Below are 20,976 nucleotides of genomic sequence, written 5' to 3' on the forward strand. Positions count from 1 at the left end.
CGGGTGGGTTTCGTCATCGGAGTCGTCGGCCCGCACGATCTGGTCGACGACGTCGCGGCCACCTGCGAGGAGCAGCCCGGGGTCACCGCGCTCCGGCTCGACTACGACCACGAGTCGCAGGCCCCGGCCATCGTCGAGGCCCACGCGGGCACGGTCGAGGGCTGGCTGTTCACCGGCGTCGTGCCGTACATGCTGGCCCGCGGCGCCGAGGTGCTCTCCCGCCCCGCCGTGTTCGTCGACTACTCGGGCGCCACACTGCTCAGCGCCCTGGTCCGGCTCCAGCGCGAGGGCCTGGACATCACCCGGCTGTCCATCGACACCATCTCCCCCGCCGACGTCACCGCCACCTTCACCGAGGCGGGGCTGCCCACCGACCGGCTGCGCACGCTCGGCTACCGCCCCGAGACGACCTCCAAGAAGATCATCGCCTTCCACCGCCGCGCCCCCGACCACCCGGTGATCACCTGCCTCAGCTCCGTGCACGAGGCGCTGCGCGACGAGATGCAGGTGCTGCGCCTGGCGCCGTCGGAGCACTCGGTGCGCACCGCGCTGCGCCAGCTCCTGCTGACCGCCGAGGGCCAGGCCCAGGAGGACGCGCAGATCGCGCTCGGCCTGGTGGAGGTGGACAGCGAGGAGGGCCTGCTGCGCGAGGCCGGCGCGCTGGGCGGCACGCTGGCCACCTTCCGCGGCGGCACCCACCTGCTGGTCACCACCCGCGGCCCGCTCTACGAGGCCACGGGCGGCTTCACGGGGCTGCCCATGCTGGCGCGGCTGGCCGGTCACAGCAGCGTGGCGCGGGTCGGCTTCGGCCTCGGGCGCAGCGCCGCCGAGGCCGAGAGCCTGGCCCGCCGCGCGCTGGCCAGGGCCAGGCGCATCGGGAACGTGGCCGCCGTGCTGTCGCTGCGCGCCGACACCGACATCGTGCTGGAGTCGGTGATCAGCACCCCGTCCGGCGAGCAGAACCTGTCGGTGATCGCGCGCCGGGTCGGGCTGTCGGTGCCGACCCTGGAGAAGCTGCTGGAGGCCCGCGACGCGGCCGGCGGCAAGGCGCTGACCACCCGGGAGATCGCCGATCGGCTCGCCGTCCAGCAGCGCACCGCGCGGCGCATGCTGCACCGGCTGGAGCTGGCCGGGCTGGCCGAACGCACCGGCAACCTGACCAGCGGCTCCAGCGGCCGTCCGCTCACGCTCTACCGCCTGACCCTCTAGCCCGCCCGGCCCGTCGCCCAGCCTGTCGTGCGGCCCGTCGCGTGCTTCTCAAGCGGGGCCGCCGCTCAGGCCAGCCATCGGTCCAGCCCCTGCGCCACGAAGTCATCGTCGCGCAGCCAGGGGTAGGAGGCCCAGATGCGGTCGATCTCGGCGAGTTGTCCCGGCGACAGCTCCTCGTCGGGGTCGAGGCACCAGCGGCCGGCCAGCAGCCCCTGGCGGCGCAGCACCTCGTGGATGCCGGGGATGCAGCCGTGGAAGCCGTTCGCCGAGTCGAAGATGGCCGCGTTGGCGTCGGTGAGGTGGCCGTCGAGCCCGAGCAGGCGGCGCACCGCGGCGTCGTCGCCGGAGCGGGCCAGCGCGGCCTCCTCCAGCAGTTCGACCGCCCGCCGCACCCAGACCGCCCACTGGCCGAGCAGCCCGCCGACGAACTCCACCTCCACCTGACGGCCGTCCACGACCACCCGGTGCGAGGTGATGAGGTCGGTCAGGATGTGGTCGTCGTTGCCCGTGTAGAGCGCCACCTCCCCGACCCGGCCCGCGCGTACGACGCCGTGCAGCACGTCGAGGGTGCGATACCGGTCGAAGGGCGCGACCTTGACGCCCACCACCGACTCGACCGCCGCCAGCCGCGTCCAGAACTCGCGCGAGAGGGGCCGCCCGCCCACCGCGGGCTGCAGGTAGAAGCCGATCACCGGCAGCACCTCGCCGACGGCGCGGGCCCGGTCGATCAGCCCGTCCTCGTCGAGGTCCGGGTGCGGGCTGAGCAGCACCATGTGGTAGCCGAGCGACCTGGCCAGCTCCGCCTCCGCCACCGCCTGGGCGGTGGGCCCGGTGGCGCCGGCCACCAGCACCACCTCGCGGTCGGACTCCCTGGCCGTCTCCGCGGCCAGTGCGAGCACGGGCGCGAACAGTCCGGTGCCGTGGATGGCGAACTGCGTGGTGTGCACGCCGACCGCCAGCCCGCCCGCGCCGGCTTCGACGTAGTAGCGGGTCAGGGCGCGCTGGCGGCGCTCGTCCAGCCGCCGGTCCTCGGTCAGCGCCAGTGGGTGCGCCGGGATCACCAGACCGCGTCTGAACAGGTCGCCCACGGACGTCTGCGCCTCTCGAGCCGTGCCGAGCACGTGAGATCCCCCTTTGTCATGAGAAGTAAGCACGGGTATGAGCACACGTGCGTCAGAAACGCCCGTCACGGCGTTCGAACTTGGTGGGTTTGCCCAGCAACGGGCCGCCGCCGGCGACCCAGCGCGCCGTGTGCTCGATCAGCTCGGCGGGGGTCAGCTCGGGATAGCCGTACAGGGCGTGGCAGCGGGAGGCGTTCGACAGCAGCGCCGTCGGCGCCTCCTCGCCGGTGAACACCGGCTCCTTGCCGAGCGCCGCGCCGAGCGCCGTCGCCGCCTGCCGCACCGAGATCAGCTCGGGCCCCGTCACGTTCAGCACGTACGGGGGCACGCCGGCCAGCAGCAGCGACCGGAGCGCGACCTCGTTGGCGTAGCCCTGCCAGACCAGGTTGACCTGGCCCGTGGTCAGGTCGATCGGCTCGCCGGCGAGCACCTTCTGCGCGAGGTCCACCAGCACGCCGTAGCGCAGCTCGACCGCGTAGTTGAGGCGGATCAGCGACATGGGCGTGCTGTTCCGCTCGGCGAAGTGCGTCAGGACGCGCTCCCTGCCGAGGCAGCTCATCGCGTAGTCGCCCACCGGGCCGGTGGGCGAGTCCTCGGTGCTGCCGCCCCCGGCGACGGGGACGAGCGGGTAGACGTTCCCGGTGGACAGCGCGGCGATGCGGCTGCCGGCGAACCGGTCGGCCACGCGGCCGGGCAGGTAGGTGTTGGTGAACCAGGTGGCGTGCTCGCGGCCCTGCGTGCCGAACTTCGCGCCGACCAGGAACACCACGTTGGGCGCGTCCGGCAGTTCGCGCAGGGCCCGGTCGTCGGCGACGTCGGCGGCGACCACGGTGAGGCCCTCGTCCTGGAGCGACCGGGCCAGGCCGGGCTCGGAGAAGCGGGACACCGCGATGATCCGCCTGCCCGGGTCGGTGGCGTTGCGCGCCAGGCGGGCCAGGCTCGGGCCGAGCTTGCCGCCGGCGCCGAGGATCATGATGTCGCCGTCGAGCTTGGCCAGATCGTCGGCGAGCCCGGCGCTCGGCCGCGCCAGCCGCTCCTCGAGTTCCGCTGTCGTCCGCACGCGGTCTCCTCCATCGGTTATTTACGGTCCAGACCGTAACTGGGCGATGCTGCGCCTGTCAACGGGGAGACGGGTTCGGGGAACACGGAAGGGCCCGCCAGGCGGCGGACCCTCCAGGAACTCAGCGGACGGGGCGGGCGGTCAGCAGCTCTCGCGCGCGGAAACGAGCACGTCGAGCACGGCCCGGGTCTCCCGCCACGGCACCGGGCTGGGCGCCCCGCCGACCATCGCGAGGAACGCCTCGATCGTGCCCTCGTAGCCGAGGCCGCGGACCGGGTCGTCGCCGCTCTCGATCTCGATCGTCTCGGTGCCGTCGCGCTTGTGCAGCGTGACGGCGTAGGACTCCGACTCCGACACGCCGAGGATCTCGACCGTGCCGGTGACGCCGTCGTCCCAGCGCAGCGCCATCACCCCGGTGTCCTCCGAGCGGAGTGTGGCGTAGTGGCGTCGCGCCCCCGCCGCGCCCACCAGGCGCACCTCGGGGCCGAGCAGCGCCACCAGCAGTTCCACGCCGTGGATGCCCATGGTGACCATCGTCCCGCCACCCTCGCCCGGCGTGTCCTGCCAGGCGTTGTAGCCGTTCGCCCAGAGTCCCACGTCGTGCCGTACGGTCGCCCGCACGGCCAGCACCTCGCCGCGCTCCACCCGTGTCCCGGCGAAGGCCGGCGCGAAGCGCAGCACCGATCCGGACAGGACCCGGTCGTGGATCGGCAGCCGGTCGAGCTGGTCGAGCTGGGCCCGGCTGGCGGCGGCGGGCTTGTTCACGAAACAGGCGGCCCCCGTCTCCAGCACCTTGGCCAGCGCCCCTGGCACCTGGGGGTTGGGGACCGTCAGCACCACCCCGTCGAGCCGGCCGGCCAGCACCTCGTCGAGGCTGCCCGCCACCTTCACGCCCGGATGCTCGTCGGTGAACCGGCGCAGCCGCTCCGGGTCCTGCTCCCACACCACCAGTTCGGCGTGGCGGGACAGGGTGCGGGCGTCGGTGTAGGGGTGGCTGGTCGCGAGCCCGGCGAGTGCGATGCGCACGGTCTGTCCTCCGTGTCCGGCGGCTTCGAGAAAACCCCGCCATCATGACAGCTCGCGGACGCCTCCCCGCGACCGGCGGCGGGCAGGACCGCGCCGCCCCGGCGCCGAAATGGTTCGGCGCCGCCCTACTGTGCGTGAGCGGGGCGGCGCCGCAGAGGTTCATTCCCGCTCGCACCACGACTCACACTGATTGTTCTGCGCCTCCTGTCAGAAGCGCGGCACGGAGGCGGTCAGAGCCCGGAGCGGCGACCGCGGCACCATGGATCCGCTCCCCGGGCGGACGCTCACTGCGGAAACATTCCGGTAACAGCCCCTTGACCTACCAAAACCGGTCAAACTAGCTTCTACTACATTCTATAGAATCCAGAATGCGGAGGCGGCGATGAGCGAGACGGCCCGTGCGGCGATCGTCACGTCCGTCGCCGGTGCCGTGGAGGTTCGCGGGTACGACCTGCCCCACCCGGGCCCCGGCGAGTTCCTGCTCCAGGTCGAGCTGTGCGGCATGTGCGGCACCGACGCGCACGTCTACCGGGGACGGCTCGACAGCGTGCGCTTCCCCGCGCTGCTCGGGCACGAGATCGTCGGCCGGCTGGCCGTCCTCGGCGACGGCGTCACCACCGACCACGCGGGCCGCCCGGTCCGGGCCGGTGACCGGGTCGGCGTCTTCCCCGCGCTGAGCTGCGGCCGGTGCTACGAGTGCACCGTGCGCAGGCGGCCGGGGAGCTGTCCCGGCCGCCGCCCCTCCTACGGCTTCGCCTCCCCCGCCGACCGCCCGCCGTACCTGACCGGCGGCTTCGCCACCCACCTGTACGCCTCGAACGCCGGGACCGTCTTCTACCGCACCGACCTGCCCCCGGAGGTCGCCGTGCTGCAGGAGCCCCTGTCGGTGGCGCTGCACGCGGCCGAACGCGCCGCGCTGCGGATCGGCTCCACCGTGGTCGTGCAGGGTGTCGGCGCGATCGGGCTGATGGCGGTGGTGGCGGCGCGGGCGGCCGGGGCGGCCCGCATCGTGGCCGTCGGCGGCCCGCCGGCCCGGCTGGAGCTGGCCGCGGCGCTCGGCGCGGACGAGGTCGTGGACCTCGCCCGCGTGCCCGACCCGGACCGCCGCCGCGGCGCGGTGCTCGACGCCCTCGGCGACGGCGGACGCGGCGCGGACGCCGTCATCGGCACGGCCGGCTCGCCCGAGGCGTTCCTCGAAGGCGTCCGGCTGACGGCCGACGGCGGCGTGCTGGCGGAGGTGGGCAACTTCACCGACCGCGGCACGATCCCGTTCAATCCCTACAGCGACCTGCTGAGACGGGACATCACCCTGGCCGGCGTGTACGGCGCCGGCCCCGACATGCAGCGCAGGTACCACTCGGCGCTGTCCATCCTCCAGCGCGGCGGCCCGCCCTTCGAACGGCTCGTCAGCCACCGCGTCCCCCTGACCGGAGTCAGACGGGCCCTGGAAGCCCTCGGCGGCGGCTACTCCCTGGACGGCAGGGACGTGGTCAAGCTCGCCGTGGACCCCTCCGCCTGAGCAGCTCCAGCGAACAACCGAACCCCCACCCCTGAAGGAGAAGTCGGCAGCATGCCCAGAATCATCCGGTTGGCCGCGGCGACGTCCGCGATCGGGCTGGCCCTCACCGCGTGCGGATCGCCGGCCGAGGAGGTCGCCGCCGACGGCGGCGGTCTCGGCAGCGACGGCAGCCCGGTCTCCATCCGGGTCATCGCCAACGACGCGTTCGCCAAGCAGTGGCAGGACCAGCTCGTCCCGGAGTTCAACAAGAAGTACCCGAACATCAAGGTCACCGTGGACGGCGTGCCGTACAACGACCAGCTCGCCAAGTCGATGCTGGAGCTGACCGGCACCACCGCCACCTACGACGCGGTGCTCGCCGACGACCCCTGGCTGCCGCAGCTCGCCAAGACCGGCGCCCTCTACGACCTCAAGGGCTCCGAGCTGGCCAAGTGGAACGACCCGGACTACGACTGGGCCGACTTCAGCCCGACGCCGCTGGCCGCCGGGCAGTGGGACGGCAAGCAGTACTCCGTCCCCGTCCGCTCCAACCTGCTGCTGATGTTCTACAACAAGAGCCTGTACAAGAAGGCCGGGGTCAAGGAGCCGGACCAGAACACGACCTGGGAGCAGTACTTCGCCGACGCCAAGAAGCTGGTGCAGGACACCGACGGCGACGGCAAGACCGACTCGTGGGCCGTGGGCACCTACTTCACCAAGGACCCGCTGACCCCCACCATCTGGCAGACCGTGCTGAACTCCAACGGCGGCCGGCTGCTCGACGACAAGATGCAGGTCACCTTCAACGACGCCAACGGCGTCAAGGCCCTGCAGACGCAGGTCGACCTGCTCAAGTACGCCCCGCCCGGCGCGAGCACCTACCAGTTCAACGAGCCGCTGGAAGCCTTCCGCCAGGGCAAGACGGCCACCATGTTCATGTGGGGCAGCGTCTTCAAGGGCACCGCCGTGGACAAGGAGAGCACCACCCTCACCCCCGACGAGGTCGGCATCACCACGATGCCGGCGGGCACGGCCGGCCCCGGCGCGCACCGCGGCATCTGGTCGGCGGGCATCTCCAAGAAGTCCACGCACCCGGCCGCCGCCTGGACGTGGCTGCAGTGGGTCACCTCCAAGGAGGGCGAGCAGTTCGTCGCCAAGGAGTTCGGCACGTTCCCCGCGCGCAACTCCACGCTCGACGGCGAGCCGCCCGCCGACTGGGCCAAGCCGGTCTACGCGGCGCTGAAGTCGGGCTACGAGGTGGTCTCGAAGAACGAGATGTGGCGTCCGCGGCTGCCCGAGTCGGACGCCGTCCAGCAGATCCTGGCGCTGCAGACCAGCCAGGCCATCTCCGGCCAGGCGACGGCGCAGGAGGCCGTGCAGCGGGCCGCCGACGAGATCACCGGACTGCTGAAGTCCAAGGGCTACGGTCAGTGATCGGTAAGCGGGTACGGCTGGGAGAGCCGGGCACGGCCTGGCTCTTCCTGACCCCGGCCCTGGTGCTGCTGGCCGGCATGCTGCTCTACCCCGTCTTCTACACGGTCTGGGTGAGCCTGTCGGACTTCGACCTGGCCACCTTCCAGCCGTCCGGCTGGGTGGGACTGCGCAACTACGAGCTGGTGCTGAAGGACCCCGGCTTCCTGGAGTCGCTCAAGGTCACCGGCATCTACCTGGTGATCGCGCTGCCGCTGCAGATGGTGCTGGGCTTCGCCATCGCGTTCCTGCTCAACGTCGAGTGGCGGGGGCGCGGCGTGCTGCGCGCGCTGTTCCTGGTGCCCATGGTCGTCGCGCCGGTCGTGGCGGGCGGCGTGTGGCGGATGCTGCTCGACCCGCTGTGGGGCGTGGTCAACTACACGCTCGGGCTGGTCGGCATCGGCCCGATCGAGTGGATCGGCGACCCCACGCTGGCCATGGCGAGCGTGATCATCATCGACACCTGGCGGTGGACGCCCTTCGTGGTGCTGATCGCCGCCGCCGGCATCATGGCGCTGCCCGGCGAGGTGTACGAGGCCGCCAGGTCCGACGGCGCCGGCCGCTGGCAGACCCTGCGCCACGTCACGCTGCCGCTGCTGGTGCCGGTGATGGCCGCGGCGTTCATCGTGCGCTGGCTGGGCGCGGTCAAGATGTTCGACATCGCGCTGGCCGCGACCAGGGGCGGGCCCGGCAACTCCACGAACGTGCTCAACCTCTACATCTACGAGAAGGGCTTCCGCAGCCTGGAGTTCGGCTCCGCCTCCTCGATGGCCACGATCGTGCTGATCGTGACCATGCTCCTGACCATCGTCCTGTTCCGTGTCAGCCACCGCCTGGAGAACCGATGGTGAGGTCCAAGGCCGGGCGCTACGCCGCCATCGCCGGCGGCGTCCTGGTGACGTTGCTCTTCCTGTTCCCCGTCCTCTACATGGTCAGCATCTCCTTCAAGCTGCCGAGGGACATCTTCACCGTCCCGCCGCGCTGGCTGAGCGAGCTGACCTTCGACAACTACGTCAGCTACTTCGAGCAGGCGCGCATCCTGCCCCGCATGATCAACACGATCATCGTGGCGGCCGGCGCGTCGGCCATCTCGATGGTGGCCGGCTCGATGGCCGGGTACGCGCTGTCGCGGCTGCGCATGCGCGGCGCGGGCGTCGTCGGCGGGCTGATCCTGGCCTCCCGCGCGGTGCCGCCGATCGCCCTGGTCGTGCCGCTGTTCCTGGTGGCCCGCAAGCTCGGGCTGACCGACCAGTACATCACCGTGATCCTGGCCTACGTCACCTTCCTGGTGCCGTACGTGGTGTGGCTGATGCGGGCGTTCTTCCGCAGCCTGCCACCGGAGCTGGAGGAGGCGGCGATGATCGACGGCTGCACCAGGTTCGGGGCGTTCTTCCGGATCATCGTGCCCACGAGCCTGACGGGCCTGGTCTCCACGCTGATCTTCTGCATCATCCTGGCCTGGGAGGAGCTGCTGTTCGCGCTCATCCTCACCAACGACCGGGCGGTCACGATCCCGGTCGCCATCGCGGGGATCGCGGCCGACACCGAGAAGGGCGGGCTGTGGGGCCCGCTGGCGGCGGTGGGCGTGCTCACCGTGCTGCCCGTGGTGATCTTCGCGCTGGCCGTGCAGAAGTACCTGATCAAGGGTCTCGCCGACGGCGCGACCAAGGGGTGAGGGGCAGATGAAGATCACGGATGTGCGCGGACGGGTCATCGAGATGCCCTATCCGCGGCCGTTCCGCCCGTCCTGGGCGCCGGAGGGCGCGCACCGCGCGATGTCGGCGGTGATCGTCGAGGTCGAGACCGACGCGGGAGTGGTCGGCGTGGCGGGCGGCGACATGGGGCACGGCACCGGCCCGATGCTGCTGGAGGCGATCCACGGCTGGATCAGGCCGCAGCTCGTCGGGCTCGACGCGTTCGCGACCACGCACGTGGCCAACCGGCTGCGGTACGTGGCCGAGTACGTCTTCCCCCGCCCCTGGGTCGTCGGCGTGGCCGTCTGGGACGCCGTCGGCAAGGCGTGCGGGCAGCCGCTGTACAAGCTGTGGGGCGGGCACGCGGGAGCCGTGCGCGCCTACGCCAGCTTCGGCGAGGTGCGCGCGGCGAAGCAGCGGGCCGAGGACGCGCTGCGCGTGGTCGAGCAGGGCTTCCAGGGCATCAAGCTGCGGGTGCACGCCGCCACCGTGGCCGAGGACGTGGCCCAGGTCGCGGCCGTGCGCGAGGCGGTCGGCCCGGACGTGGCCATCATGGTCGACGCCAACCAGGCCGCCTCCCGCTGGCGGTACGCCCCCGACGGCACCCGGCTGATCTGGGACTACGACCGGGCCCTGACCACGGCCAGGGAGCTGGCCGGGCTGGGCGTGGCCTGGCTGGAGGAGCCGCTGCCCCGGCACGACTACCGGGCGCTGTGCGAGCTGACCGCCGCCTCGCCCATCCCGATCGCGGGCTGCGAGCACAACCGGGGCATCGGGCAGCTCGTCCGGATGCTGGAGGACGGCTGCTTCGACATCTTCCAGCCGGACGCCAACGAGAGCGAGGAGATCGGCGCGCTGCGCGACTTCGGCGCGATGGCCGCGGCCAGGCAGCGCCGGGTGATCCCGCACGCGTGGGCGACGGGCCTCGGCGTGGCCGGGAACCTGCAGCTCTGCGCGTCGCTGCCGAACTGCGACTGGCTGGAGTATCCCTACGATCCGCCGGTGATCGTCCCGGAGGTGTTCCACGCGATGCTCACCGAGCCGCTGCTGCCCGATTCGTCCGGGCTCGTAGCCGTTCCGGAGGGGCCTGGACTCGGTGTAGAGCTTGACTACGCGGCGATCGAGCCGCTCACCGTCCAACGGGTCTGAAGGGTTGTCGACAACCATGGCCGAACCGCGTTCCCCGTTCCGCACCAAGGCGGACCTGGCGGCGGAGCACATCAAGCACCTCATCATGACGGGCGCGGCGGCTCCCGGCAGCAAGATCATCACCCGGGTGGTCGCGGAGGCCGTCGGCATCAGCGAGACCCCCGTGCGCGAGGCGATCAAGCAGCTCTGCTCGGAGGAGTGGCTGGTCGAGCGCCCGCACGTGGGCGCCGTGGTGGCCGAGTTCACGGTGGAGAACGTCCGCGAGCTGTACAGCGTGCGGGCGGCGCTGACCGCGCTGGCGCTCAAGCTCGGCGGCGAGGCGCTGGCCGGCGAGCGGCTCGCGGCGGTGGACGACGTGCTGGCCCGCTGCGAGGTCGCCGTGCGCGAGGCGGACGTGGCCGTGTTCGCCATGCTCAACCGGCGTTTCCACTCGCTGCTGTGCGACACCGAGCACAGCAGGCTCACCCACCGCATGCTCCAGGGGCTGTGGGCCAGGACGGAGACCGCCCAGCGCGGCTTCCGCCTGGTGCCCTGGCGGCTGCCCGAGTCGCACGCCGAGCACGTGGCCATCAGGAACGCTTTAGTGACCGGGGACATCGACCTGGCCAGCGAGTTGCAGCACGCGCACGAGATGGCCGCCATGCAAGCACTGATCGACGAACTGCGGGAGAAGAATGGACACGGCTGAGGCCGGGGGCAGGGCCCTGATCGGCGGCGTGTGGCAGGCGGAGCCGGACGGGCGCACGTTCGCCGTGCACGACCCGGCGACCGGCGCGGCCATCGCGCGGGTGAGCGACTGCGGCGCCGAGCTGACCGGGCGGGCGGTCGAGGCCGCCGCGCGGGCGTTGCCCGGCTGGCGCGCGCTGCCCGCGCACGAGCGGGCGGAGCTGATGCGCCGCGCGGCCGGCGAGCTGGCCGCGCGGGCCGCCGAGATCGGCGCGACGATGACGGCCGAGCAGGGCAAGCCGCCGGCCGAGGCCACGGCCGAGGTGCTGTCGGGGGCCGAGCACCTGTCGTGGGCCGCCGAGGAGACCCGCCGCCTGTACGGGAGCACGGTGCCGGGCGCGAACGCGGCCAACCGCATCTGGCTGCTGCCCGAGCCGGTCGGGGTGGTGGCCGGCATCACCCCGTGGAACTTCCCGGTCTCGATGATCACCCGCAAGCTGGGCCCGGCGCTGGCCGCGGGCTGCACGGTGGTGCTCAAGCCCGCCGAGCAGACCCCGCTGTCGGCGATCGCGGTGGCCGAGGCGTTCACCGCGGCGGGGCTGCCGCCCGGGGTGTTCAACCTCGTGCCGACCGCCAGGCCCGCCGTCTTCGCCGAGACGGTGATGGCCGACCCGCGGGTGCGCAAGGTCTCCTTCACCGGCTCGACCGAGGTCGGCAGGGAGCTGATCAGGCGCAGCGCCGACGACGTCAAGCGGCTGAGCGTGGAGCTCGGCGGGCACGCGCCCGTGCTGGTCTTCCCCGACGCCGACCCGCTGGCCGCCGCGGCGGCCGTGGCGCGCAGCAAGTTCCTCAACGCCGGGCAGGCGTGCACGTCCCCGAACCGGGTCTACGTGCACCGCGACGTGGCCGCCGCCTTCACCGGCGCGCTGGTGGAGCACGCCGAGGCGATCACGCCGGGCGTGGACATGGGCCCGCTCATCGACGGGGCCGCGCTGGCCAAGGTCGAGCGGCACGTCGCCGACGCCCTCGCGCGCGGCGCGACCGCGCTGACCGGCGGGCGGCGGCTCGACCGGCCGGGCACCTTCTACCCGCCGACCGTGCTGGCCGGGGTGACCGGCGAGATGCTGGTCTGCCGGGAGGAGACGTTCGGCCCGGTCGCGCCGATCATCGAGTACGACGACGTCGAGACCGTGGTGGCGCGGGCCAACGCCACCCCGTACGGGCTGACCGCCTACGTGTGGACCCGCGACCTGGCCAGGACCCTGCGGGTGGCCGAGGAGCTGGAGTTCGGCATGGTCACCGTGAACGGCGGCCCGCTGGCGCCCCCGCAGGCGCCCTTCGGCGGGATCAAGAACAGCGGCTACGGCCGCGAGGGCGGCAGCCTGGGCGTGGCCGACTATCTGGACTACAAGTACCTGAGCGTGGGGTTGTGACGATGACCGGGAAAACCGTGCGGCAGGGCCCGAACGCCGTGCCCGAGCGCGAGATCACTTCCAGGGTGGACCTGTGCCTGCCCGACGGCCGGCTCAACCCGGCGGCCGTCGGCTGGAGCCGGGTTCCGCTGCACCGGGCCAACCTGCGCGGCTGGGGCCGCACCATGCGCTGGGACTACTGGTGCGTCACCAGCCCCGAGCAGGTGTTCGCCTTCAGCGCGAGCAGCCTCGACTACCTGGCGGGCGAGTCGGCCTGGTTCCTCGACCGGCGCACCGGCGAGCAGGTCTCCAGCCGGGGGCTGCTCGTGCCCGCCCGGGGCGTGGCGTTCTCCGAGCGCGGCGGCGAGGGCAGCGTGCGCATCGGCGCGGGCGCGGTGCGGATCAGCGTGGACGAGACCGTCGCCGGCACCCGGCTGCGGCTGAAGTCGGCCGAGCTGGAGGCCGACATCCTGGTGCGGCGGGTGCCGGGCCGGGAGAGCCTGTCGCTGGTGGTGCCCTGGTCGGCGCGGCGTTTCCAGTACACGGTCAAGGACGTCGGGCGGCCCGCCGAGGGCACCGTCCGGGTGAACGGCGTGACCAGGACGTTCTCCTCCGGCGACGCGCTGGCCACGCTGGACCTGGGACGGGGCCGCTGGCCCGGCGAGATCCGGTGGAACTGGGGCGCGGCGGCCGGCCGGCCCGGGGGCCGGGACGTGGCCGTGCAGATCGGCGGCAAGTGGACGGACGGCACCGGCAGCGTCGAGAACGCGCTGATCCTCGACGGCCGCGTGCACAAGATCAGCGAGGAGCTGGTCTGGCGGTACGACACCTCCGACTGGTACGCCCCCTGGCGGATCACGGGCGAGCGGGTGGACCTCGAGTTCGTCCCCGAGCACGTGCGGCAGTCGGACGTGCGGCGGGCGGTGTACATGCGCAGCAAGGAGGCGCAGGCGTTCGGCTGCTACCGGGGCACCGTGCTCGCCGACGACGGCGAGCCCGTGGAGATCGACGGCCTGTACGGCTGGGCGGAGGAGGTGTTCCGCCGCTGGTGAGCCGGACGAACCCCGTCCCTTTTGGGGGGATATATTCGGATTCTGGGGGCAAATGCCTGTCGAATGCCCTTCCGGAGGAGGTGATCCGTGAGCTGCGTGAACGACCGCCCGACCGGCATTTCCGCGCGAGGGAGAGATCACCATGCCCGGCAATAAGGGAGTCGTGTACGAAGGCCCAGGCAACGTCGAGGTTCACGACATCGACTACCCGGGATTCGAACTCAAGGACGGTCCCGGCGTCAACCCGGCCAACGTCGGCCGCAAGCTGCCGCACGCCGCCATCCTCCGTACGGTCGCGACCAACATCTGCGGCAGCGACCAGCACATGGTGCGCGGGCGCACCACGGCTCCCGCGGGTCTCGTGCTCGGCCACGAGATCACCGGCGAGGTGGTCGAGACAGGTCCCGACGTGGAGTTCATCAAGAACGGCGACCTCGTGTCGGTCCCGTTCAACATCGCCTGCGGCCGCTGCCGCAACTGCAAGGAGGGCAAGACCGGCATCTGCGAGAACGTCAACCCCGACCGGCCCGGATCGGCGTACGGCTACGTCGACATGGGCGGCTGGGTCGGCGGGCAGGCCGAGTTCGTCGTCGTCCCGTACGCCGACTGGAACCTGCTCAAGTTCCCCGACAAGGACCAGGCGATGGAGAAGATCCTCGACCTGGCCATGCTCGCGGACATCTTCCCGACCGGCTACCACGGCTGCGTGACCGCCGGGGTGCAGCCGGGATCCACGGTCTACATCGCCGGCGCCGGCCCGGTCGGCCTGGCCGCCGCCGCCTCGGCGTTCCTGCTCGGGGCCGCCGTGGTCATCGTCGCGGACCTCAACGAGAGCCGCCTCAAGCAGGCCCGCAGCTTCGGCTGCGCGACCGTGGACGTCTCCAAGGGCGACCCGAAGGAGCAGATCGCGCAGATCCTCGGCGAGCCGGAGGTGGACTGCGGCGTGGACGCGGTCGGCTTCGAGGCGCGCGGCCACGGCAGCGAGGCCCGGACCGAGCACCCGGCCACCGTGCTCAACTCGCTCATGGACGTCACCAGGGCGGGCGGCGCGCTCGGCATCCCCGGCCTGTACGTGACCGGCGACCCGGGCGCCGCCGACGAGGCCGCGCAGCAGGGCGCGCTGTCCATCCGCATCGGCCTGGGCTGGGCGAAGTCGCTCAGCTTCGCCACCGGCCAGTGCCCGGTCATGCGCTACAACCGCCAGCTCATGCAGGCGATCCTGCACGACCGGGTGCAGATCGCCAAGGCGGTCAACGCCACGCCGATCCTGCTGGAGGACGCGCCGCGCGGGTACCACGAGTTCGACGAGGGCGCGGCGCGCAAGTACGTCCTCGACCCGAACGGCCTGCTGCCCAAGGCGGCCTGACGACCGGCCCGTGCGCGCGGCGCGGCCTCGGCCGTGCCGCCGCCGGGCCGAATCGCGGCTCAGGTCATCGGCCCGGGTCGGGGCACGGGCCGGTCGAGCGGCGTTCGATCAGTTTCGGGCGCGACACCCACTCGCGGGCCCCGGTGCGCCCCTCGACGCGTTCGAGCGCGTACTCCGCCGCCACCCGGCCCATCGCCATGCCGTACTGGGCGACGGTGGTGAGGGAGAAGCGGGGGTGCGAGGCGAACTGGGTGTCGTCGTAGCCCGCGACCGAGATGTCCTCGGGCACCCGCAGACCGCGTTCGGCCAGCGCGCGCATGCTGCCGAACGCGCCCTGGTCGGAGCCGACGAACAGGGCCGTCGGCCGCTCACCGCCGTCGAGCAGCGCGCCGGTCGCCTCGCCGGTGACCGCCTCGCTGCCGCCGCAGCGCACGACCCGGATGTGGGCCCCGAGGCCGAGCCGCTCCATCGCCTCGCGGTAGCCGGCCTCGCGTACGGCGTGCGGGCTGAGCACGCCGGTGCCGGTGACGTCGTGCGAGAAGTGGGTGATGCGGCGGTGACCGAGGCCGGCCAGGTGCCGCACGGCCAGTTCGGCGCCGGCGCGGTCGTCGTCCACGACCCGGTCGTAGTGGTCGCCGGGGTCGTGACGGGCCACGATCACGGTGGGCAGCCGCCGCGCGAAGGCGTCGAGCCACGCGGTGCGCACCTTCGGCGAGACCACGATCAGCGCCTCGACCTCGCGGTCCCCCAGCGACTCCATGCCGGGGTTGCGCTCGTCGGTCTCGTGGTCGAACGGCGAGACGAGCATCCGGTACGGCCCGGCGTCGAGCGCCTCGTACACGCCGTCGAGGATGTCGGCGAAGAACTGGCCGCGCAGCAGCGGCACGGCGACGCCGATCGTGCGGGTCGAGGTGCGCATGGCGCGGGCCGCCTCGCGGGGGCGGTAGCCCAGCTCGGAGATGGCCTGCTCCACGCGTTCGCGCATGCGTGGGCTCACGCCGTAGGCGTCGCGGAGCACTTTCGACACGGCGGCTCGCGACACACCGGCTGCGGCCGCGACATCGGAGATCGTTGGGCGCGTGGTGCTCATGGAGGAAACATAGCGACAACCAGGGCTCGGACGTGCCGCACGGCCAGGCGCGAGGCAACCGGACGATAAAGAACAGAACAAGGCTCTTGCGTTTTGTAGATCGATCTACAATCATCTCCACCTAACAACACGCGGGCCTGTGACGTGCGGGGCCGTTAGCATCCCCCCTCCGAGAGGTACACATGGCGATAACCGAGAACACGTCCAGGCGCGCCTGGCGTACGGCCGTGCTGGGCGGCATGGCCTCCTACATGGACGCGGCCACCATCGTGGGCACCGGCACCGCGCTCGTCCTGTACAAGCAGCATCTCGGGCTCACCCCGCTGATGATCGGGGCGGCGTCGTCCATCCTGACCCTCGGCCTCGCCATCGGCGCCCTCTTCGGCGGACGCCTGGGCGACCTGCTGGGCAGGCGCCGGGTCTTCACCTACGACCTCGTGGTCTTCCTCGTCGGCCTGCTCCTGCTCGCCTTCGCCGGGAGCCCGTGGATGATCTTCGTGGGCGTGGCCATCACCGGCCTCGCGATGGGGGCCGACATCCCGACCTCGCTCGCGCTGGTCGCCGAGGAGGCGCCGCAGGGCCGCCGGGCCCGGCTCGTCGCCTTCTCCCAGGTCCTGTGGAGCTGCGGCGGCCTGGCCGCCTACCTCATCGCGTTCCTGGTCTCCGACCTCAGCGCCACCGGCGCCCGGATCATCTACCTGCACGTGGTGGTCGTGGCCATCGTGGTCCTCATCCTGCGCCAGCGTCTGCGCGAGTCGGAGGAGTGGGTCCGCGAGCGCGAACGGCAGCAGGCGCAGGCGCCCGCCGGCGTCTCCCGGGGCGACTCCCTGCGCAGGCTGACCTCCGGGCCGCTGCTCGGCGCGGTCGTCGGCCTCGGGCTCTTCTACGCCATCGGCAACCTGGTCGCCAACACCTTCGGCCAGTTCCAGACGTTCCTGTTCACCGAGGTCGCCGGGGCGGCGGTGTCCACGGCGACGCTGGTCGGGCTGCTGGCCTACCCGCTCGGGTTCATCACCGTCCTGATCTTCATGAAGTTCGTGGACGGCCCCGCCCGCATGCCGCTCTACACGCTCGGCGTGCTGATCATGGCCACCGGCGCGGCCATCCCCCTGATCGTCGGCGTGAACACCGTGACGCTGATCATCCTGAAGTTCTGCATCACCGTCGGCGCGGGCTTCGCCGGCGAGGTGATCTTCAAGGTGTGGGCGCAGGAGTTCTTCCCGACCCTGATCAGGGGCACCGCGCAGGGCATCGCCATCGCCTTCACCCGGTTCGTGGCCGCCGGGTTCGCGCTGGTCACCCCGGTGATCGCGGAGTCCAGCCCGCGGGCGCTGATGGGCGTGCTGCTGTGCGCCGTGCTGATCGCCGCCGTGATCGGCTGGACGTGGATCTTCCCGATGCGCCGCCGCGCCCTGGCCGCCGAACAGTCCGCCGCCGAACAGGAGGAACTCACCCGATGACGAGCACGACCGACGACGTCCGCACCGCGCCCGACGGCCTGCGCCTCGACGGCATGCCGGGCACCCGCCCCCGCCTGTCGTGGCGGACCGGCCAGGACTCGGCCGGCTTCGACGCCCGGAGGATCGAGCTGACCCTGAACGGCGGCGAGCCCGCCGTGCACACCGAGGACGGCGGCGGCCAGATCGGCGTCGCCTGGCCGTTCGGCCCGCTGACCGCCCGCGACCGCGGCACGGTCCGGGTCGGCGTCCGGCGCGACGGCCGGTGGTCCGCGTGGAGCGAGCCGCTGGCCTTCGAGAACCCGCCGCTGGGCCCGGACGACTGGCGGGCGCGCTTCGTCTCGCCCCGCACGCTCGGCGGCCTGCTCACCGCCGCGCCGCTGCTCAGCCGTACGGTCGAGCTGCCCGCCCCGGTACGGCGGGCCCGGCTGCACGTCACCGCGCTCGGCCTGCACGTCACCCGGATCAACGGCGAGCGGGTGACCGACGAGGAACTCGCGCCGGGCTGGACGTCGTACCACAACCGGCTGCGCTTTCGCAGCCACGACGTGACCGGCCTGCTGCGCGAGGGCGCCAACGAGATCACCGCGCTGCTGGGCAACGGCTGGTACCGCGGCCGGCTGTACTGGCGCGGCGAGCGCGCCTTCTATGGCGAGCGGCTGGCCCTGCTCGCCCAGCTCGAGATCGAGTGCGCCGACGGCAGCACCCACCTCGTGGCGACCGACGAGAGCTGGCACGCCCACGAGACCGGCGTGCTGGCCGACGACCTGTACGACGGCCAGAGCACCGACCTGCGGGTGGGCCGCGGCCCCGCCGAACCCGTGGACGTGCTCGACGAGCCCCTCGACCGGCTCTTCCCCGGCGACACGCCGCCCGTCCGCCCGGTCGCGGTGCTGCCCGGCGGCGAACCCTTCCGCTCCCCCACCGGAACGCTGCTGGTCGACTTCGGGGAGAACCTCGTGGGCTGGGTCCGGCTGCGCGTGCGCGGACGGCCCGGCCAGGAGGTCGTCGTGCGGCACGCCGAGGTGCTGGAGCAGGGCGAGCTCGGCACCCGTCCGCTGCGCAGCGCCAAGGCGACCGACCGCTACCTGCTGGCGGGCGGCGGGGCCGAGACGCTGGAGCCGTCGCTGACCTTCCACGGGTTCAGGTACGCGAGCCTGGAGGGCGTCGAGCCCGAGGACGTCGAGTCGATCGAGGCCGTCGCGCTCAGCTCGGACCTGCGCCCGACCGGCCGCTTCCGCTGCTCGGACCCCGACGTGCAGACGCTGCACGACAACGTGGTGCGCAGCATGCGCGGCAACTTCCTCGACGTGCCCACCGACTGCCCCCAGCGCGACGAGCGGCTCGGCTGGACCGGCGACATCCAGGTCTTCGCGCCCACCGCCGCGTTCGTCGCCGACTGCTCGGGCTTCCTCGCCTCCTGGCTGCGCGACCTTTCGGCCGAGCAGTTCGAGGACGGCTGCGTGCCGTTCGTCGTGCCGAACATCCACCACAACATCCTGCCCGCGGCCGCCGCCTGGGGCGACGCGGCCACGATCGTCCCCTGGACGCTGTACGAGCGTTACGGCGACCCCGAGGTGCTGCGCGAGCAGTACCCGAGCATGCGGGCCTGGGTCGAGCGCCTCGACGCGTTCGCCGGCGCGGACGGGCTGTGGGCCGGGCGCTTCCAGTTCGGCGACTGGCTGGACCCGGCCGCGCCGCCCGACCAGCCCGGCGCGGCGCGCACCGACAAGGACCTCGTCGCGACCGCGCACTTCGTCAGGAGCGCCGACCTGCTGGCCAAGGCCGCCGACGTGCTGGGCCACCAGGACGACGCCGAGCGCTACCGCGCGCTGGCCGCCAAGGTCCGCGCGGCGTTCGCCGCCGCCTTCGTCACCCCGGGCGGGCGGCTGATGAACGACACGCCCACGGCGTACGCGATGGCGCTGCTGTGGGACCTGCTGCCCACGCCCGCCCAGCGCGCGGCGGCCGGCGCCCGGCTGGCCGACATCGTGCGCGGCAACGGGTTCCGGGTGGCCACCGGGTTCGTCGGCACGCCGCTGATCACCGACGCGCTCACCGACGCCGGCTACCCGCACCTGGCCTACCGCCTGCTGCTGGAGCGTTCCTGCCCGTCGTGGCTCTACCCGGTCACCATGGGCGCGACCACGATCTGGGAGCGCTGGGACAGCATGCTGCCCGACGGCCGGATCAACCCCGGGCAGATGACGTCCTTCAACCACTACGCGCTCGGGGCGGTCGCCGACTGGCTGCACCGGCGGGTGGCCGGGCTCGCGCCCGCGGCTCCCGGCTACCGCGAGATCGACGTACGCCCCCTGCCGGGATACGGGCTGACCTGGGCCGAGGCGGAGCTGGAGACGAGGTACGGCACGGCCGCCGTGGCCTGGCGGGTGATCGAGGGCACGCTCACGCTCGACGTCGAGGTGCCGCCGGGGGCGCACGCCACCGTCCACCTGCCCGGCCGCGCGCCCGAGCGGGTGGGCGCGGGGCGGCACCGGCGGCAGGCGCCGCTCCCTGCCGCTCGCCCGCGACCGGAGCGGATCGCCGACGCGGTGGACGACGCCGAGCTGTGGCGGCGGCTGACCGCGATCATGACGTCGGAGGGCATCCCCGGCGACGAGGCGGCCACGTCCGCGCTGGCCGCGCGCGGCCTGCCGCTGCCGGTGACCGAGCTGGCCGCCGTGGTCTATCCGCGTGCCAAGCCCGAGCAGGTCGAGGCCCTCCAGCGCCGCTTCGACACCGCGCTGGCCGAGCACGCCGGCTGACACCGCCGCGCGGCCGGGAGCACGACACCCGGCCGCGCGGCCCCCACCGGGCCTCCACACTGGGCCTCCACACTGGGCCTCCACACTGGGCCTCCGCACGTGGCCCGGCACGCGCGATCACCGTCGTGCCTCGATCGTCGGCATACCGACCGCATACCCCAGGAACCTACTGTCGGGTAGGGCTCTGACACGCACAGCGCAGGTCCGATACCTGTGCGTGTCAGAGCCTTCCCGGCAGTCCCTCAGCGGAAGGTTCACGTGATGAAGATCCGATTAACACGCGCCGCGCTGCTCCTGCCCCTCATCGCGGGCGGCCTGGTCGCGGCCTCGACGCCCGCCTCGGCGGCCCCCGACTTCCAGATGCCGTTCCCCTGCGGCCAGAAGTGGCGGATCAACACCTACGACTCCGGCCACGCCCCCGCCCTCGACATGGTCCGCGAGCCGCAGTCGGACACCGAGGGCTCGCTGCTGATCGCCCCGGCGTCCGGCACCGTGAACCGGTCCGAGTACCACAGCAACGCCGGCAACATCATCCAGATCAACCACGGTGGCCGCCACTTCACCACCTATCTCCACCTGCAGTCGCGCTCGGTGAGTGTCGGCGACACGGTCACGCTGGGACAGACCATCGGACGGGTCGGCCACACCGGCCCCACCGCGAACGGCACCCCCCACCTGCACTACGAGCAGGGCTACGACGCCAACGGCGACGGCAGCGCGAGCTGGGGCTTCGACGGCGCGGAGCGCGTCACGGCCACCTTCGACGGCAAGGCGTACGGCCCGGGTGCGGGCGGCGAGTGGCGCAACGTGGCGAGCACCAACGGCTGCCGGCAGTCCGTGTTCGGCGCGGACTTCAACGGTGACGGCATCGGCGACATCTTCTCCGCCACCACCGGCACCCTCACCATCTGGAACGGCAAAGGCAACAACAACTTCGCCGG

General features: G+C 72.5%; 17 protein-coding genes. 13 read left to right on the top strand and 4 right to left on the bottom strand.

Features of this window, described 5'->3' with window-relative positions; genetic code table 11:
* The first annotated feature begins 3 nt into the window (after nt 1-3).
* A complete protein-coding gene (locus FAF44_RS19535) occupies nt 4-1,209 on the top strand; it encodes a hypothetical protein (RefSeq protein ID WP_237104633.1) in 1,206 nt (401 codons plus the stop codon).
* Nucleotides 1,210-1,274: 65 nt separating this feature from the next.
* On the opposite strand, the gene FAF44_RS19540 is transcribed toward FAF44_RS19535, so the two are convergent.
* From FAF44_RS19540 to FAF44_RS55820, 3 genes are all read right to left on the bottom strand, one after another.
* The gene (locus FAF44_RS19540; RefSeq protein WP_237104634.1) at nt 1,275-2,330 is read right to left on the bottom strand and encodes a dihydrodipicolinate synthase family protein; all 1,056 of its coding nucleotides are present in this window, start codon (nt 2,328-2,330) and stop codon (nt 1,275-1,277) included.
* 52 nt (nt 2,331-2,382) lie between these two features.
* A complete protein-coding gene (locus FAF44_RS19545) occupies nt 2,383-3,390 on the bottom strand; it encodes an NAD(P)-dependent oxidoreductase (RefSeq protein WP_237104635.1) in 1,008 nt (335 codons plus the stop codon).
* A 141-nt stretch (nt 3,391-3,531) separates the two neighbouring features.
* Nucleotides 3,532-4,416 carry a Gfo/Idh/MocA family protein gene (locus FAF44_RS55820; RefSeq protein ID WP_237104636.1) on the bottom strand — a complete coding sequence of 295 codons (885 nt, stop codon included), beginning with the start codon at nt 4,414-4,416 and terminating at the stop codon, nt 3,532-3,534.
* Between the two features lie 382 nt (nt 4,417-4,798).
* On the opposite strand from FAF44_RS55820, the gene FAF44_RS19555 reads away from it, so the two are divergent.
* The 9 genes from FAF44_RS19555 to fdhA all read left to right on the top strand — a co-directional run bounded on the left by FAF44_RS19555 (nt 4,799) and on the right by fdhA (nt 14,723).
* On the top strand, nt 4,799-5,935 hold the full coding sequence (locus FAF44_RS19555; protein WP_237104637.1) for a zinc-binding dehydrogenase: 1,137 nt from the start codon (nt 4,799-4,801) through the stop codon (nt 5,933-5,935).
* A 51-nt stretch (nt 5,936-5,986) separates the two neighbouring features.
* Nucleotides 5,987-7,348, top strand: a complete 1,362-nt coding sequence (locus FAF44_RS19560; RefSeq protein ID WP_237104638.1) for a sugar ABC transporter substrate-binding protein — start codon at nt 5,987-5,989, stop codon at nt 7,346-7,348.
* Entirely contained in the window at nt 7,345-8,235 is an 891-nt protein-coding gene (locus tag FAF44_RS19565; protein ID WP_237104639.1) for a carbohydrate ABC transporter permease, read from the top strand. Before FAF44_RS19560 ends, FAF44_RS19565 begins: the two co-directional genes overlap by 4 nt.
* Nucleotides 8,229-9,059 carry a carbohydrate ABC transporter permease gene (locus FAF44_RS19570; RefSeq protein WP_237104640.1) on the top strand — a complete coding sequence of 277 codons (831 nt, stop codon included), beginning with the start codon at nt 8,229-8,231 and terminating at the stop codon, nt 9,057-9,059. Before FAF44_RS19565 ends, FAF44_RS19570 begins: the two co-directional genes overlap by 7 nt.
* Before the next feature lie 7 nt (nt 9,060-9,066).
* Nucleotides 9,067-10,227 carry a mandelate racemase/muconate lactonizing enzyme family protein gene (locus FAF44_RS19575; protein ID WP_237104641.1) on the top strand — a complete coding sequence of 387 codons (1,161 nt, stop codon included), beginning with the start codon at nt 9,067-9,069 and terminating at the stop codon, nt 10,225-10,227.
* 16 nt (nt 10,228-10,243) lie between these two features.
* Nucleotides 10,244-10,915, top strand: coding sequence for a GntR family transcriptional regulator (locus FAF44_RS19580; RefSeq protein WP_237104642.1), 672 nt, complete (start codon nt 10,244-10,246; stop codon nt 10,913-10,915).
* Nucleotides 10,902-12,326, top strand: coding sequence for an NAD-dependent succinate-semialdehyde dehydrogenase (locus FAF44_RS19585; protein ID WP_237104643.1), 1,425 nt, complete (start codon nt 10,902-10,904; stop codon nt 12,324-12,326). Before FAF44_RS19580 ends, FAF44_RS19585 begins: the two co-directional genes overlap by 14 nt.
* Before the next feature lie 2 nt (nt 12,327-12,328).
* Nucleotides 12,329-13,357, top strand: a complete 1,029-nt coding sequence (locus tag FAF44_RS19590) for a DUF2804 domain-containing protein (RefSeq protein WP_237104644.1) — start codon at nt 12,329-12,331, stop codon at nt 13,355-13,357.
* 142 nt (nt 13,358-13,499) lie between these two features.
* Entirely contained in the window at nt 13,500-14,723 is a 1,224-nt protein-coding gene (gene fdhA, locus FAF44_RS19595; RefSeq protein WP_237104645.1) for a formaldehyde dehydrogenase, glutathione-independent, read from the top strand.
* Nucleotides 14,724-14,787: 64 nt separating this feature from the next.
* Here the strand turns inward: fdhA and FAF44_RS19600 are convergent, their stop codons facing one another.
* A complete protein-coding gene (locus tag FAF44_RS19600) occupies nt 14,788-15,813 on the bottom strand; it encodes a LacI family DNA-binding transcriptional regulator (protein ID WP_237104646.1) in 1,026 nt (341 codons plus the stop codon).
* 182 nt (nt 15,814-15,995) lie between these two features.
* Here FAF44_RS19600 and FAF44_RS19605 point away from each other — a divergent pair, with 182 nt between their 5' ends.
* From FAF44_RS19605 to FAF44_RS19615, 3 genes are all read left to right on the top strand, one after another.
* Nucleotides 15,996-17,273, top strand: a complete 1,278-nt coding sequence (locus tag FAF44_RS19605) for an MFS transporter (protein WP_237104647.1) — start codon at nt 15,996-15,998, stop codon at nt 17,271-17,273.
* Nucleotides 17,270-20,035 (top strand): family 78 glycoside hydrolase catalytic domain, encoded by a 2,766-nt coding sequence (locus FAF44_RS19610; RefSeq protein WP_237104648.1) that lies wholly within the window; start codon nt 17,270-17,272, stop codon nt 20,033-20,035. The genes FAF44_RS19605 and FAF44_RS19610 overlap by 4 nt, the downstream gene beginning before the upstream one ends.
* A 261-nt stretch (nt 20,036-20,296) precedes the next feature.
* A partial coding sequence (locus tag FAF44_RS19615; protein ID WP_237104649.1) for a peptidoglycan DD-metalloendopeptidase family protein occupies nt 20,297-20,976 on the top strand: 680 nt, incomplete at its 3' end.

The sequence above is a fragment of the Nonomuraea sp. MG754425 genome, assembly GCF_021699195.1.
In the GTDB taxonomy this organism is placed as follows: domain Bacteria; phylum Actinomycetota; class Actinomycetes; order Streptosporangiales; family Streptosporangiaceae; genus Nonomuraea.

What these genes read in the sequence shown, in the direction of transcription:
- FAF44_RS19610 (WP_237104648.1), top strand. Translation starts at nt 17,270, where the DNA reads ATGACGAGCACGACCGACGACGTCCGCACCGCGCCCGACGGCCTGCGC.
- FAF44_RS19600 (WP_237104646.1), bottom strand. Translation starts at nt 15,813, where the DNA reads ATGAGCACCACGCGCCCAACGATCTCCGATGTCGCGGCCGCAGCCGGT.
- fdhA (WP_237104645.1), top strand. Translation starts at nt 13,500, where the DNA reads ATGCCCGGCAATAAGGGAGTCGTGTACGAAGGCCCAGGCAACGTCGAG.
- FAF44_RS19585 (WP_237104643.1), top strand. Translation starts at nt 10,902, where the DNA reads ATGGACACGGCTGAGGCCGGGGGCAGGGCCCTGATCGGCGGCGTGTGG.
- FAF44_RS19580 (WP_237104642.1), top strand. Translation starts at nt 10,244, where the DNA reads ATGGCCGAACCGCGTTCCCCGTTCCGCACCAAGGCGGACCTGGCGGCG.
- FAF44_RS19575 (WP_237104641.1), top strand. Translation starts at nt 9,067, where the DNA reads ATGAAGATCACGGATGTGCGCGGACGGGTCATCGAGATGCCCTATCCG.
- FAF44_RS19560 (WP_237104638.1), top strand. Translation starts at nt 5,987, where the DNA reads ATGCCCAGAATCATCCGGTTGGCCGCGGCGACGTCCGCGATCGGGCTG.
- FAF44_RS19590 (WP_237104644.1), top strand. Translation starts at nt 12,329, where the DNA reads ATGACCGGGAAAACCGTGCGGCAGGGCCCGAACGCCGTGCCCGAGCGC.
- FAF44_RS19605 (WP_237104647.1), top strand. Translation starts at nt 15,996, where the DNA reads ATGGCGATAACCGAGAACACGTCCAGGCGCGCCTGGCGTACGGCCGTG.
- FAF44_RS19570 (WP_237104640.1), top strand. Translation starts at nt 8,229, where the DNA reads ATGGTGAGGTCCAAGGCCGGGCGCTACGCCGCCATCGCCGGCGGCGTC.
- FAF44_RS19555 (WP_237104637.1), top strand. Translation starts at nt 4,799, where the DNA reads ATGAGCGAGACGGCCCGTGCGGCGATCGTCACGTCCGTCGCCGGTGCC.